This is a genomic window from Halomonas sp. S3-1-1 (assembly GCF_023757625.1).
Classification (GTDB): Bacteria; Pseudomonadota; Gammaproteobacteria; order Pseudomonadales; family Halomonadaceae; genus Vreelandella.
In genome coordinates this window covers 613,058-626,214 of sequence record NZ_JALGBZ010000002.1, presented here as the reverse complement: position 1 = coordinate 626,214, position 13,157 = coordinate 613,058, and the positions used below count along the sequence as shown (strand labels likewise).

The following is a 13,157-nucleotide window of genomic DNA, read 5'->3' as shown; positions in this document are numbered from 1 at the left end:
TTCCGCTTTTCCACTCAGACAAGAGACTCACCATGGCGACTTTCTGCAAGACCGTCTCATTAGCCGCGCTAACACTTGCCGTTCTCGCAGCGCCCGCCGGCGCCTCGCCGCTGCCCGCGCCCATCGAGGCGCTCAAGGCTCAAGGCATCGCCATTCACGAGCGCATCGATGCGCCCGGCGGGCTAACGGGCTTTGGCGCGAGCCGCCAAGGCCAGGAGATGATCGTCTACCTGACGCCGGACGGCGAGCACGCCGTGATCGGCACGCTTTTCGATCAAAACGGCGAGAACCTGACCGAGGCGCAGCTCGAGGCCGCGGTGCGGGTGCCGCTGGAGGCGCAGACCTGGCAGCGCCTGGAGCAGAGCCATTGGATTCAGGACGGCGATGTCGACGCCCCGCGCACGCTCTACATGTTTACCGACGCCAACTGCACCTACTGCAAGCGGCTTTGGCGCCAAACGCGCCCCTGGGTCGAGGCCGGCCAGGTGCAAATTCGCCATATTATGGTTGGCATTCTGGCGCCCACGAGCCCGGCGCTCGCCGCGACGATTCTGGCCGCCGACGACCCCTCCGCCGCACTGACGGCCCACAGCGAAGGCGAACCGCTAGAACCCAGCGCCCAAGACATCGAGATCGAGGAGCAGGTCTACGCCAACAACCAGCTCTTCGAAGGGTTAGGCCTGATCGCCACTCCCACCACCGCCTTTCAGCGCGAAACCGAGGACGGCCACACGCGCCTGGACCGTATCGAAGGCTTGCCGAGCGAGCAGCGCCTGATCGAGCTGATGGGCGGTGAGGCGCCCTAAGCCGCGATGCTCTTTCAGGCGCCCCAAAGCCGATTCCTCTACGACTAAAGAGTGCCCTCTCGCTTCTAATGCGCCCCTCAAGGAGGTCGATAAAAGACACATCAACAATAAAAGGATCTTCCATGAAGCGTTTAACAACGACACAAAAGCTTTGGGGCACGCTGGCGGTGATTTGGGTATCGATGCTGCTGCTCGTGGGGTGGCTGGCCTGGGATAACCGCCAGACGCTCACCGACGAACGCCAGGCCAGCATCCGATATATCGTGACCGGCGTCCAAAGCCAGGTACAAGCGCTACAGGCGAGGGCAAGCCAGGGCGAATTCGATCAGCAGGAGGCGCAGCGACGCGCCGTCGAACTCATCTCGAGTCTCCGTTACAACGACGGCGAATACCTGTTCGCCTTCGACGATCAGCTTCGCGTCATTTCACATCCGACGCGGGACAGCGGCACCGATATGAGCGGCTACGAAGACGCCAACGGCGTGCGGCTCTACGCGGATCTGCTCGAGGCCGCCCAGAACGGCGGCGGGCACGTTTACTACGCCACTACCCGCCTCGGTGAAGACGAGCAGATTCCCAAGATGAGCTACGTAGCCTACGTACCCGAATGGGGCTGGGGCATCGCCACCGGTGTCTATATCGATGACATCAACGCGGCGTTTATCGATAGCCTGATCAAGGCCGCGCTGGCACTGCTGCTACTGGGGCTGCCCATGACGCTGCTTATGGGCTGGGTGATTCGCGATATTGCCAAACGCCTGGGCGGAGATCCGCGCTACGCCGCCGACGTCGTGCGCCACATCGCCGATGGTGACTTGACCGTCAGCACACGGCTCACCCGTAGGGATCAGCAGAGCCTGTTGTTCGACATCAACCGTATGCGAGAAAGCCTGGCCAACACCATCGGCGAGATTCATCAGGGCGCCGATGAGGTCAACGGCAGCGTCGTGCAGATCGCCGGCGTCAACGAAGAGCTCTCCACGCGCACCGAGCAACAAGCGGCCTCACTTGCCGAAACCGCCTCCAGCATGGAGGAGCTGACCGCCACGGTGAAACAAAACGCCGAGCACGCCGATCACGCGCGCAAGCTCGCCTCCTCGACCGCGGAAAACGCCCAGCGCGGCAGCAGCGCCATGCTGAGTGTGGTGAGCACGATGGAGGCCATCAGCGAAAGCTCGAGCCAGATGAGCAGCATCGTCAATACCATCGACACCATCGCCTTTCAGACCAATATTCTGGCGCTTAACGCCTCCGTCGAGGCGGCGCGCGCTGGCGAGCAGGGCCGCGGCTTTGCCGTGGTCGCAAGCGAAGTACGCCAATTGGCCAGCCGCTCCGCCGCGGCGGCCCAGGAGATCAAACAGCTAATCGAGGACTCAGGCGCGAAAGTCTCCAACGGTAGCCAGCAGGTGCGCACTACCGGCGAAGTCATCGATAGCGTGGTCGGCGACATTCGCGAGCTCAGCACGCTCGTCAAGGAAATTGCCGCCGCCACCATCGAGCAGAGTAGCGGAATCGAGCAGGTTAACGACGCTGTAACCCAAATGGATCAGATGACCCAGCAAAACGCCGGACTGGTCCAACAAAGCAATCACACCGCTCAAAAGCTTTCTGAGCTCAGCCATCAGCTGCGAGAGGCGGTCGCTAACTTCCGCATTGCTCCTACTACCGCGGCCCAACTGCCCGAGCCATCCGGCGACGCCCCTGCCCCTTCCTTCTAAATAGCGATAGCGCTTTAAAAGCCTGATACGACTCAAACGAATCCTGTTGAACCGCTTGTCTACGAGCGGTTTTTTTATTAATGCGCTCTTCAATCCAGCCGATATAAACAACCGCGTTTCCCTACTTCTACGAGGCCACACCGGTAAGATCATGACACGACTAACGACGAACCAACGCCTTTGGGGCATTCTTGCGGTGATATGCCTGGCCATGTTGATCCTGGTAGGCTGGCTGGGCCTGGAAACCCGTCAAACCATCGAGCAGGAGCGGCGCAACAGTATCAAGCAGGTGGTGGAGAGCCTGGGCACCCAGCTGGAATCGCTTCAGGCGCGCGCTCGCAGCGGAGAGCTTACGCTTGAGCAAGCCCAGCAGCGCGCCATCGAGAGCATTGCCAACGCTCAATTTGGTGACGGCGAGTATATTTTCGCCTTCGACGATCAGCTCGATATCGTCTATCACCCGCGACGCGAGCGAGGCGATGACATGAGCAGCTTTCAGGATAGTAAAGGCATGCACCTTTATAGCGCCCTGCTCGAAGCCGCCAAGGGTGGCGGTGGTTACGTCGATTACTACTCACGTCGCATTGATGCCGGCGACAAGCAGTTTCCCAAGATCAGCTATTTCGGTTATTTGGCCGACTGGGGCTGGGCTTACGGCGCCGGGGTATATGTCGACGACATTAACGCGACCTTCATTTCGAGTTTGATTCGCTCGCTCGTGGCGCTTCTGATCATCGGCATCCCCGTCACGCTGCTGATGGGCTGGGTCATTCGCGACGTCGGCCGTCGTTTGGGTGGAGACCCCCGCTACGCCGCCGGAGTAGTCAGCCACATCGCCCAGGGCGATCTCACTCGGGAAACGACACTGGGCCGGGCCGACCAGGCAAGCCTTCTGTACAACATCGACCGCATGCGCACGAATCTTGCCGAGACGATCGGCGGCATTCACCATAGCGCCGATCAGGTGAACAGTGGCGTCGAGGAGATCGTTGGTGTCAACGAGGAGCTCTCGACGCGTACCGAACAGCAGGCGGCTTCGCTGGCCGAAACCGCCTCGAGCATGGAGGAGCTAACGGCCACGGTTAAACAAAACGCCGAGCACGCCGATCATGCCCGCCAGTTGGCCTCGTCCACCGCCGATAACGCGCGACGCGGTAGTGACGCCATGACCACCGTGGTCAGCACCATGAGCAGCATCCACGAAAGTGCCGCACAGATGAGCAGTATCGTTAACACCATCGACGGTATCGCCTTTCAAACCAATATCCTGGCGCTCAACGCCTCGGTCGAGGCAGCGCGCGCCGGCGAGCAGGGCCGCGGCTTTGCCGTGGTGGCCAACGAGGTGCGTCAACTGGCCAGCCGCTCCGCCGCGGCGGCCCAGGAGATCAAGAAATTGATCGAGACCTCCGGCGTGAAGGTTGCAGAAGGCAGCACTCAGGTACGCAGCACCGGCGATATCATCAATAGCGTTGTCGACGATATCGCGCAGCTCAGCACGCTAGTGGAGGAGATCTCCGCGGCCACGCGTGAACAGAGCAGCGGAATCGAGCAGGTCAACGAGGCGGTGACCCAGATGGACCAGATGACCCAGCAAAACGCCGGTCTGGTGCAGCAGAGTAACCACGCCACTCAGACGCTCGCCGAGCTGAGTACGCGCTTGCGCGATCGGGTCGCCAACTTCCGTATCCCGTCCACGGCGACCGCGACACCGGTGCTATCGTCTCCTGTTGGTGGCGCGCCCCGCTTGACACATTCGCAGGACTTTTAGGCGCGCACCGTATCATGATGAAAAAGCGCCCGCGCCGTTTCACGGCGCGGGCGCTTTTGTTATTGCGCCGCGCGAGTGACTAGACATCGCCCTGATTATCCAGCTCCACCGCCTCGCGCATGCGCGGGAGCAGGTCGGGAATGGCGGCCTGCACGCGGTTCCAGCTGGGGATGAAGGGGCGCTCGCGCGGGTTATCAAGAAACAGGTTGCCCGCTTCCAGCAGGTTGCTGGCGAAAAGCTCGACGGCCTGCTCTTCGCTATGGCGATCCAGACTCAGCCCGTTCATGGTGGCGTCGTGGTCGTAGGCTTCGATCAAATCCAGCGCCAGGCGGTAATAGGTCGCCTTCAACGTGCGAAAATCCTCGCTGCTGAAACTCACGCCTTGGGTGGCGAGCTTGCGATAAAGCGCCTTGGCGATGTCGAGGCTCATGCGGTTGAGCCCCCCGCTTGCGTCCTCTTCGCTGACCGGCTGGTGCTTGTGATCGTAGGTGTCGGCGATATCGACCTGGCAGATCTGGCGCATCGAGTAGTTGCGCTGAAGCTCTGACAGCACGCCGATTTCAAGACCCCAGTCCGCCGGAATACGAATCCCTTCGAGCACTTCGCTACGCATGGCGAACTCGCCGGAAAGCGGGTAGCGAAAGCTGTCCAGGTAATCCAGATACGGTAGCGGCCCGCACACGGTTTTCAGCGCGCGTAAAAGCGGCGTTACCATCAGCCTGGAGACACGCCCGTTGAGCTTGCCCTCGGCGATACGCGGGTAGTAGCCCTTGCAGAAGCTGTAGTTAAAGCGCGGATGGGCCAGCGGGTACATCAGGCGCGCCAAAAGCCCGCGGTCGTAGGTCAAAATATCGCAGTCGTGTAGACCGATTACTTTCGAGCGGTTCGAGGCCAGCAGGTAACCCGAACAGTACCAGACGTTGCGCCCCTTGCCCGGCTCCACCGCCCCCAGGCCGTGGGCTTCGAGCTCATCGTGCAGCGCAGTCAAGCGCGGGCCGTCGTTCCAGAGAATGCGGGTATGCTGCGGCAGGCGCGAAAAGAACTCGCGAGCGAAGAGAAACTGCTGACGGTCGGCACGGTCGAGGCCGATCACGATTTCGCCCAAATAGGGGACGTCCTTGAGCTCATCGATGATCGCCGAAAGCGCCGGGCCCTCGAGCTCGGAAAACAGCGACGGCAGAATCAGCCCCATGGGGCGGCGCTCGGCAAATCGGCAAAGATCCGCCTCCAGCTCCTCGACGGGGCGGCGGGTCAGGTTATGAAAATCCGTGATCAAACCGTTTTGATGAAAATCGCTCATATGCCCTCTCTGGCGTAGCGCCTGGGTGTTCGTTTGTCCACGTTCGGTCAGGGCGTGTCGGTTTCAACGCCTGGCCGCACATTCTCGGCCCCCCACCAGTGCGCAAGGCCTTCAACCCAACCGGCGGGCCCAAAAGCATCGGTGCGATAAAGCGCGGCGCTTTGGGGCTCGACCGCCAAATCGTGGCGGCCCTTGATGACCACCGCCTGATCCACCGCTTCGAGCATTGCAATATCGTTTGGGCCGTCGCCCAGCCCCAAGGTCAGCGGGCGGCTGCCTCTTAGGGCGCTAAAGCGCTTGATCAGCCACTCCACGGCGCTACCCTTGTTAGAAGACGCGCCCATCACGTGATAAAACCGCCCGCCCTGGGTCAACGTGAGTCCGTCGCTTTCCAGCGCTAAACGAAAGGCGTCGAGGGCGATATCGTTGTCCTCCCACATAAGCGGCTCGCTGCCTTCGCGCTGGCGCGCGGTGAGTGCGCGTGGCTCATCGAGCCCGGTTAGCGCCATCAGCTCCTCGATGGACATCTCCCCCATTCGGGTAAAGCGAATGCCCAAGCGCTCGCGCCAAACGTTCAAGCGCGCGCGAATGAAGCGGCTATCCACGCCGGTATGTTTGATGACGAGGCTGTCGCGGGCACTACCGGGGCGATCCAAGCTCGGGTGGCACCAGCCCGGCGGTAACCCAATGACCGCGCCATTTTCGGCGACAAAGGGTGTCGCGGTGAGATCCAGCGCTTGGCGAAGCGCGACGAGCTCGGCGCGGGTTTTACTGGTCACGGGGATGACCGGCACGCCGAGCACGCGAAGCCTTGCGAGCGTGGCGCGGGCAGGGGAGAAATCGTAACTGTCATGATCGAGCAACGAGCCGTCCAGGTCGGTGACCACTAGGCGCGGCTCGAAAGCGGGGTCCAGCGCCGGAGTATCTGCCGTTGACGCTTCACGGGGGGGCGCTTGGTGGCTCGAAGAGGCATGTTCCGTCATGGCACTACCTGCTTTGGGTTGAACGGCGCGCAAGCCAACGAGGCGATGGCCTGGAATGAGCCCTGATCGATCGCGGCTCATTGGCATATCTCTAATCCAAGCAGATTGCGTGCCACTCGCTGAAACGCTTTGTTTATCAGCACATTGTCGAGCAGGTGAACCAAAGGATGGCAGAAGGCACTAGAAGAGCGCACGCTTTAAGCTCTATTTTGGTGCAGAAAAAGCGCGGTTTTGAGCGGGCCGAAAGGCAGGAAAACGCGAAGTTGGACAAGCCTTAACTCGGCGTATAAAAATTTTTGAAAAAATCCTTGGCAGAAGCGTGAAAATGTCTATACTCAAATTGTACCTGCTGGTGGCCTTGTACACCCCTCACCTGACACCAGCAGACTACACCGAGCCAAGCCCTAGCTGACCCGCCCACCCCCGGCGGGTCTTTTTTTGGCCGTTATTTCGTTAACACCCGCTCTCTATTCGACATGAATGACGACCTCGACGCGGCGGTTGCGCGCGCGACCCTCGGCAGTCGAGTTATCCGCTAGTGGGCGCGTAGCGGCGAGCCCAACCGCGCGGAGTCGCGACGCATCGACGCCGGCCGCCTGCAGCGCCTCGACGATGGCGATCGCCCGGGCGCTGGAAAGCGCCCAGTTCGAAGAGTACTCCGGCGTATTGATCGACTGGCTATCCGAGTGGCCCTCGACCGATACCTCACCATCGAAGCGCTGAATGGTCTCCAAAAGGCTCCCCACCAGCGAGGTGCCGTCATCGGTCAGCTCCGCCGTGGCGGAAGGAAACAGCAGCCGATCCTGCACGCGTAGACTGATGCCTTCGGGCACACGCGCAACTTCTACCCCCTCCAGGCTAGGCAAGTAAAGCGATTCATTCAAACGCTCCGCCACACTCACGGCGCCGCGCACCGCCTCTTCGCTGATGGGCACCGCGTTGACCGGCGGCTCGTCGGTCAAAATCACCATGTAGTCGGCAAGCGGCGCCGCACCCAAAGGGCGAAGCGTCTGGCTTGCGCGCTCGGCAAACAGCGGCGCGGGCAGCAGCCACTCGAAGGCAGGCGCCTCGGGCACTTCCTCAAGCTCCACCGACGCGGGCGTGTGGGCCAAAAGTGCCGGCGGCGGCACAATGGCCGGGGCTAGCGGCGCGATCCGGCTACCCGGCAGCCCCGCCACGCCCAGCGCGGCGCTGATCGCCCTCGGGCTCAACTCGTCAGGGTTCGGGATGGGAAGCTCAGTGGCGGCACGGGTGAGCGGTGCGGGCAGCGGCACGTCGAGGATTGATTCCAGCACGATGGGGCCGTCGAAACTGGAAAGATCGAGCGGCTCATCGCTTGAGAAGCCCGGGCGTATGTTGGCCGCCGCAATGATGACGACGAACAGCGCGACCAGCAGCGTCATGATGTCGAGATAGCTGATCATCCAGCCGCTGTTGCCGTCTTCCGTCGGATACGCGGACAAAAGCGTGTCGTGGCGCGAGCCGCCGCGGTGATCTTCAAGCATGGGCGTGATTACTCATTCAAGTGTTCGAGCGATTGGCCGATAAGTACTCGTATGCAAGCCAGTTTATCAAAAACCCCTTTTGCGAAGAGAAGGAACTAGCCGTTGTATACCCGTCTTTTAGCTGGAACGACGCGCGTGGCAGGCGCACTCGGCGTAGGGCTTTTGAGTCTTGCATTGAGCGGCTGTTTTTATGCCAACACCTCCCAAGCTCCGATTGCGACGACCTATCCCTACTCGGAGCAGCAGCGCATGCAGGCCGCCCACCACTGGGAGATCCTCGCCCGTCACGAGGCCAGCCAGATTCTCCAGCGCGAGCGGGTGCGCTTTCGCGACCTGCACATTAAAAACCCGCACCCGGATGGCTACGTTCCCTATAGCGGCGGGGAGTTCGATCGCGGCTTTCGCACCTTCTTGACCAGCGAGCTGGTGACCCGCGGCGCCAACGTTACCACCGCCCCCGGGGGCAACAGCGTCGACGTAATCGTGGATGTAGAAATCGTCGAGCACCGCGACCGAGGCTTCATTCGTCCACCGACCGGCGCATTCACCGCGCTGACCGCGGGAATCGCCGTAGCGACCATTCCCATCAACCACTGGGCCGAGCCGGCGCTGGGGCTGATTCCTGCAGGCATCGCCGCGGACGTCTTTAGCGGTAGCTGGACATACACCGGCAACGAAGAGATCATCATTACCACGCAGGTCATCGATGACGACCGCATTCTCTACTCGTCGTCGAACATCTACTACATCAACGAGGGCGACCGGCGTCAGTACGCGCCGCAACGGGTGCACTACCCGGACCCCGCCATTCCGCTCACCGATACCTGGTAAGGCCATGCCCACACGTATTCCGACTTCGCTGCTACTTCATCTGCGCCACGCCCTACTTGTCGCCTGCGTGCTGTTAATGGCCGGGTGCGCGGGAATGAACCAGCGCGGCCCCACGCCCGCCCTGCCGGAGCCGGATCTTTCGGAACTGGCCCACGAAGCGGCGGCGCGCATGGTCGCCAGCAACCCGGACATGACCCGCTACAGCCCGATGATCGCGGCCACGTTCGTCAGCATCGACAACCTGACCCAGTCATCCACGTTTGGGCGCATCAGCTCGGAGATCATGGCCTCGGCACTGGCCCAGCAGGGCATGCAAGTGCGCGAGGTCAAGATGCGCGACAGCATGTTCGTCGAAGAGAACGTCGGCGAGCTGATCCTGTCACGCCAAGTACAGCGCTTGGGCGCCCAGAGCAACGCCCGCTCGATTCTGATGGGCACTTACGCTCAGGCGCAGAACTATATCTATGTGAGCACCCGGGTCGTTCGCGCCGGCGACGCCATGGTACTGGCCACCGCCGACTTCAAACTGCCGATCAACAACAACACGCTGAGCTTGCTGGAAAGTCAGGGCGGCTGGTAGCGGCTAAAGCGTTTAAGCGCCTGCCAGCCAACAACCAAAAAAGCGGCGCGCTACTCGGTAGCGCGCCGCTTTTTTTCTGACGTAACGGTACATTTAAAACGGTGAAACGGCTCAGGCCACCTGATACTCTGCCATCGGGGCATCCGCTACGCCGGCCAGCGTCAGCGGTGTGACCGGCTCGTTCATCGCCGCCATGGCGGTCGCGTCGAGCGTGGCGGCGGCGCCCCCCCATTCGATCTCTTCGCCGTAAAGCTCTTCGAACGGGGTACGCTCTCCGCGCTCGGGAATCTCCAACGCCAGCGCCGGGTCGAAGCCGGCAAAGCCATCATTGCCAAGTGCCCGCGCGATCTCCAGCATCCCCAGGATGCCTTCAAGGGTCAGCGCGCTTGCCACCGCGTCGAAATCAAGCTCGAGCCCTTCCAGCGCTTTTAGCTCGAACTCTTCGAGCCCGCGCTGCTCGACCAGCAGCACCGGCGTACCGTCGATGCCGATCCCGTTACGGCCGATATCCGCCGCGTCACCGCCGGGGAAAAGCGACAGATAGCCATAGTCGAACGCCTCGAGCCCCTGGGCAAGCGCTAGGGCGGCCTGCTGGGCTGTGGCGGTAATGCCCGGCGCGACGCTGTCATTGGTCGGCCACAGAACCGATTGGGTTTCAAGCTCGCCGGCTGCGTTCAAATAGTTATTCTGGTTGTGATAATCGAGCAGCATCTCCGGCTCGAAAGCAGCCAGCACGGCGCGGATCGCCGCGGTTTCCGGCGCTTGGGTGGCATCGAGGGGCTGAGAGGAGTCCCAAGTGCGGTTGAGATCGATATCGGCGGCGTTGCGGCGCGGGTCCAGCGTCGTTTCCGGGTCGAGATTACCGGCAACCAGCTGCTCCCAGCGCGCGAAGCCGTCCGGGTTGACGCGCGGCATCACGGTCACGCTCACCTGCTCACGAAGCGCCGCAGCAGCGTCGCTGTCGCCGCTTAGCCACTCGAGAAAATGCATGGCGGCCTCGGTACCCACCGGCTCGTCGCCGTGCTGTTGGGTCACGATCATCAGCTTACGCGGCCCATCACCCACGCTTGCCGCATAAAGCGGGCTCCCTTCGATCGACTCCCCCGCCTGGGTCAGCGACAGCGTGTCGAAGCGCGCGTCGAGCGCCTGCAGGTCGGCATAAAGCTGCTCGTTGCTGCGAAAGCCGTCCTGCACCAGCGGCTGGTCAGCGTCGTAGTCCGCATCACTCACGTTTTGGGAATAGAACTGCGCTACCGACGTATAGGCATCGAGGGCTTCCAGATCAGTTTTGCTGGCCGAGGCCATGATGGACTCCATTAATGCTTGAGCCGTAGCGCCCTCCGCGGCGCGCGCGTTCCAGTATTCGACGCCCGCAGGTTCGGCGTCGCGGGCAAAGAGTCGTTGGTAAATTTCGTGAACCCAGCCGCTATCCTCCGGGTCGAACAGTCCGGACGTACCTGCCAGAAACTCCTCCGACTGTAGCATATTGAACAGCACGCCTTGGGGGGCGAGCGCACCGCTATCCAGCTGCGCCTGCCAGTGGGCAAGGCCGGCGGGGTCGGCGGCGCGGCTAAAAAGCGCCAGATAGTAGGACTGTATGGTTTGAGTCGGTGTTAGCATCGGTTATGCCTCCCAGCATTATTGTTGCAGCTCGTTTTCCCTGCTTGTTGTTGCGCTCGAGCGGCCATCGCGTGCTCTTCGGCCCGCTTTGCGAAAACTACGACTCCCTCGCCCGGCGGCCACCTTTTAGCTATAACGCATCCAACCGCGTTAAGCCAGACCCGGCTTTTTAATGCGAGTAGGGCTCAGTGCGTGAAAGACGCGGCGACGGCGGCTGACTGGCGCCGGTAGGCGCTATACGCGCCCCACCACACCGCTAGCCAGAAGGCGTAGAACATGGCGCCGCTGTTGTGCGCCATGAAGGTTTGCGAGAGGCCAAAATCGATATAGGCCACGGGCAGCAGCGTACCCGCCACCGCTATCGAGCGAACGCGGTAGTTTTCGTGAGAAAGCCCAGAGGCAAACAAGCGCATCGGTACTAGATAAAGGGCCAGCAAAATAGTGAGTCCTACCACGCCGCGTTTGGCGGTGGCATCGATAAAATCGTTGTGCGCGTGGTCAAACCCGGCCGCTGCCGGATTGATCTGGCCACTTTCGCCCAGCGCCTGCATCGCCTGGACGTAACCAGTATCGCCCCATCCCAACACCGGATGCTTGGCAATAAGGAGCCCGGCGCCTCGCCACATCTGAAAACGAAGCCCCAGTGAAGTGTCACGATCGCCTCCACCGACATACTGAGTTACATCGTTAATACCAGCTTGAATGCGCTCCTGAACCCCGGTTTGCGGGGTCACGTACATAATCGCGGCAATGGCCAGTATAAGCCCTACCGCCACCGCCCTGGTTTTGAGCGAGAACCCGCGACCATAGCTACGATAAAGCACGAAAGCGATGAAAGGTAGGCCGATCCATCCGCCGCGACTACCTGACAAAAGTGAGCCCAGCATCCCTAAACATGCGCCAGCCAGCAGCAGCGCAAACCACAAAGCTCTGCCACGGCGACCTAAAGCCCAGCCCAATCCAGCCAAACTAAAAACGCCCATTAGCATGCTTAAATTGCCAAACTGAATAACGTGCACAAAACCGTCGGCGCGCTCCACATTCAAAACTAAATTTTGCCAGAGTGCCCAGCTGCCAGCGCCGATGGCGCCAAGCGCCAATCCACCCCAGAGCCACGAAAGTAAGGGAGGGTAATGCAAAATTAAAAGCAGCACAGGAATCGCTAAAAGAAAGCGTGATGGACGATCAAACCCGGGCGCCCCTGCCTCCATACCCCCAAGCCCACCAACCACGGCACAGTATGCAAAAAGCACTGCAATGATCCATTTATCCTGACGGGTCAACGTAATTGAGAGAGGCTGAAGTAAAAGAACAGGCGAAGCCAGCAACAGCAACCCCGCGCCGATGGAGTAGCCAGAAGGCGCAATCAACGCAATCGCGCCCATCATAAAAACAGCAACACTGACAAAAAACGTTAAAGGTTTGCTACCGACCATTCTGCCGTCCAGCCAAAACAAGGGGCAGAAATAGTAGCACAACCGTTGGCATACATTTTCAGGAAACCCAGCCTCTCTTTGGGAAGGGTTTGGGAAGAGAGCGTTCAAGCAAACCCTCAAAAAAGGATTATCTCGATACATAACTTACGTTAAGGCAGGCGCGCCCCGACCCGGGCGATAGATGCACTTTTTGGTATGCGCATAAAGCGAAAATAGTTAGACGGGATCAAAAAAACCGCCTGGTGCCAGTGCGCCACTGAAACCAAGCGATTAAATCGTTAGCTAAATAAGGAACAGCTTGACCGTCGAATATAAACAGCCAAGCAATACCTTGTCGTTCAAGAAGGCACTCAGTGGGTTTGCTTTTCAGGTAACTCGGCTTTAAGTGCATTGGCGTAGGCAGTACGAGCTGTCTGAGCAATAGCCAACTGCTGATTGAGGCGCTGAATTTCCTGATCCGTTACGCGTAGGTTCACTAGCTGAGCACGCGCGTTTTCAGATAGATCCGCCATATTATATTCCTGACCATCGATAGTGACGGTCTGGGCTTTCTCCTGCGCCATAAAGTACTCCTTAGGGGTCGTTAATACTTAAGAGCGGATTATTACAG

Annotated in this window: 11 protein-coding genes; 5 read left to right on the top strand and 6 right to left on the bottom strand. The window is 60.5% G+C overall.

Annotated features, from left to right (window positions below; all coding sequences use genetic code 11):
* The first annotated feature begins 32 nt into the window (after positions 1–32).
* The 3 genes from dsbG to MQW23_RS07865 all read left to right on the top strand — a co-directional run bounded on the left by dsbG (position 33) and on the right by MQW23_RS07865 (position 4,292).
* The gene (dsbG, locus tag MQW23_RS07875) at positions 33–806 is read left to right on the top strand and encodes a thiol:disulfide interchange protein DsbG (RefSeq protein ID WP_252107311.1); all 774 of its coding nucleotides are present in this window, start codon (positions 33–35) and stop codon (positions 804–806) included.
* A gap of 122 nt (positions 807–928) precedes the next feature.
* Complete coding sequence (locus tag MQW23_RS07870; RefSeq protein WP_252107310.1) at positions 929–2,524, top strand: methyl-accepting chemotaxis protein; 1,596 nt, start codon at positions 929–931, stop codon at positions 2,522–2,524.
* A gap of 151 nt (positions 2,525–2,675) precedes the next feature.
* The gene (locus tag MQW23_RS07865; protein ID WP_286086885.1) at positions 2,676–4,292 is read left to right on the top strand and encodes a methyl-accepting chemotaxis protein; all 1,617 of its coding nucleotides are present in this window, start codon (positions 2,676–2,678) and stop codon (positions 4,290–4,292) included.
* A gap of 79 nt (positions 4,293–4,371) precedes the next feature.
* On the opposite strand, the gene MQW23_RS07860 is transcribed toward MQW23_RS07865, so the two are convergent.
* The 3 genes from MQW23_RS07860 to MQW23_RS07850 all read right to left on the bottom strand — a co-directional run bounded on the left by MQW23_RS07860 (position 4,372) and on the right by MQW23_RS07850 (position 8,080).
* Complete coding sequence (locus MQW23_RS07860; RefSeq protein WP_252107309.1) at positions 4,372–5,592, bottom strand: glycosyltransferase family protein; 1,221 nt, start codon at positions 5,590–5,592, stop codon at positions 4,372–4,374.
* A gap of 47 nt (positions 5,593–5,639) precedes the next feature.
* The gene (locus MQW23_RS07855; RefSeq protein ID WP_252107308.1) at positions 5,640–6,575 is read right to left on the bottom strand and encodes an HAD-IIB family hydrolase; all 936 of its coding nucleotides are present in this window, start codon (positions 6,573–6,575) and stop codon (positions 5,640–5,642) included.
* A 467-nt stretch (positions 6,576–7,042) separates the two neighbouring features.
* The gene (locus MQW23_RS07850; protein ID WP_252107307.1) at positions 7,043–8,080 is read right to left on the bottom strand and encodes an OmpA family protein; all 1,038 of its coding nucleotides are present in this window, start codon (positions 8,078–8,080) and stop codon (positions 7,043–7,045) included.
* A gap of 135 nt (positions 8,081–8,215) precedes the next feature.
* On the opposite strand from MQW23_RS07850, the gene MQW23_RS07845 reads away from it, so the two are divergent.
* Both MQW23_RS07845 and MQW23_RS07840 read left to right on the top strand, forming a co-directional pair.
* Positions 8,216–8,911 carry a hypothetical protein gene (locus tag MQW23_RS07845; RefSeq protein ID WP_252107306.1) on the top strand — a complete coding sequence of 232 codons (696 nt, stop codon included), beginning with the start codon at positions 8,216–8,218 and terminating at the stop codon, positions 8,909–8,911.
* Positions 8,912–8,915: 4 nt separating this feature from the next.
* Positions 8,916–9,491, top strand: coding sequence for a FlgO family outer membrane protein (locus MQW23_RS07840; RefSeq protein ID WP_252107305.1), 576 nt, complete (start codon positions 8,916–8,918; stop codon positions 9,489–9,491).
* Between the two features lie 111 nt (positions 9,492–9,602).
* Here the strand turns inward: MQW23_RS07840 and MQW23_RS07835 are convergent, their stop codons facing one another.
* The 3 genes from MQW23_RS07835 to MQW23_RS07825 all read right to left on the bottom strand — a co-directional run bounded on the left by MQW23_RS07835 (position 9,603) and on the right by MQW23_RS07825 (position 13,110).
* On the bottom strand, positions 9,603–11,111 hold the full coding sequence (locus MQW23_RS07835; protein ID WP_252107304.1) for a M14 family zinc carboxypeptidase: 1,509 nt from the start codon (positions 11,109–11,111) through the stop codon (positions 9,603–9,605).
* 185 nt (positions 11,112–11,296) lie between these two features.
* A complete protein-coding gene (locus tag MQW23_RS07830; RefSeq protein ID WP_252107303.1) occupies positions 11,297–12,547 on the bottom strand; it encodes an O-antigen ligase family protein in 1,251 nt (416 codons plus the stop codon).
* Between the two features lie 350 nt (positions 12,548–12,897).
* Positions 12,898–13,110 carry a DUF6447 family protein gene (locus MQW23_RS07825; RefSeq protein ID WP_252107302.1) on the bottom strand — a complete coding sequence of 71 codons (213 nt, stop codon included), beginning with the start codon at positions 13,108–13,110 and terminating at the stop codon, positions 12,898–12,900.
* Between the last annotated feature and the right edge of the window lie 47 nt (positions 13,111–13,157).

Excerpts from the sequence above, each read along its gene's own strand:
- dsbG (WP_252107311.1), top strand. The coding sequence starts at position 33 with ATGGCGACTTTCTGCAAGACCGTCTCATTAGCCGCGCTAACACTTGCC.
- MQW23_RS07870 (WP_252107310.1), top strand. The coding sequence starts at position 929 with ATGAAGCGTTTAACAACGACACAAAAGCTTTGGGGCACGCTGGCGGTG.
- MQW23_RS07865 (WP_286086885.1), top strand. The coding sequence starts at position 2,676 with ATGACACGACTAACGACGAACCAACGCCTTTGGGGCATTCTTGCGGTG.
- MQW23_RS07860 (WP_252107309.1), bottom strand. The coding sequence starts at position 5,592 with ATGAGCGATTTTCATCAAAACGGTTTGATCACGGATTTTCATAACCTG.
- MQW23_RS07855 (WP_252107308.1), bottom strand. The coding sequence starts at position 6,575 with ATGACGGAACATGCCTCTTCGAGCCACCAAGCGCCCCCCCGTGAAGCG.
- MQW23_RS07850 (WP_252107307.1), bottom strand. The coding sequence starts at position 8,080 with ATGCTTGAAGATCACCGCGGCGGCTCGCGCCACGACACGCTTTTGTCC.
- MQW23_RS07840 (WP_252107305.1), top strand. The coding sequence starts at position 8,916 with ATGCCCACACGTATTCCGACTTCGCTGCTACTTCATCTGCGCCACGCC.
- MQW23_RS07835 (WP_252107304.1), bottom strand. The coding sequence starts at position 11,111 with ATGCTAACACCGACTCAAACCATACAGTCCTACTATCTGGCGCTTTTT.
- MQW23_RS07830 (WP_252107303.1), bottom strand. The coding sequence starts at position 12,547 with ATGGTCGGTAGCAAACCTTTAACGTTTTTTGTCAGTGTTGCTGTTTTT.
- MQW23_RS07825 (WP_252107302.1), bottom strand. The coding sequence starts at position 13,110 with ATGGCGCAGGAGAAAGCCCAGACCGTCACTATCGATGGTCAGGAATAT.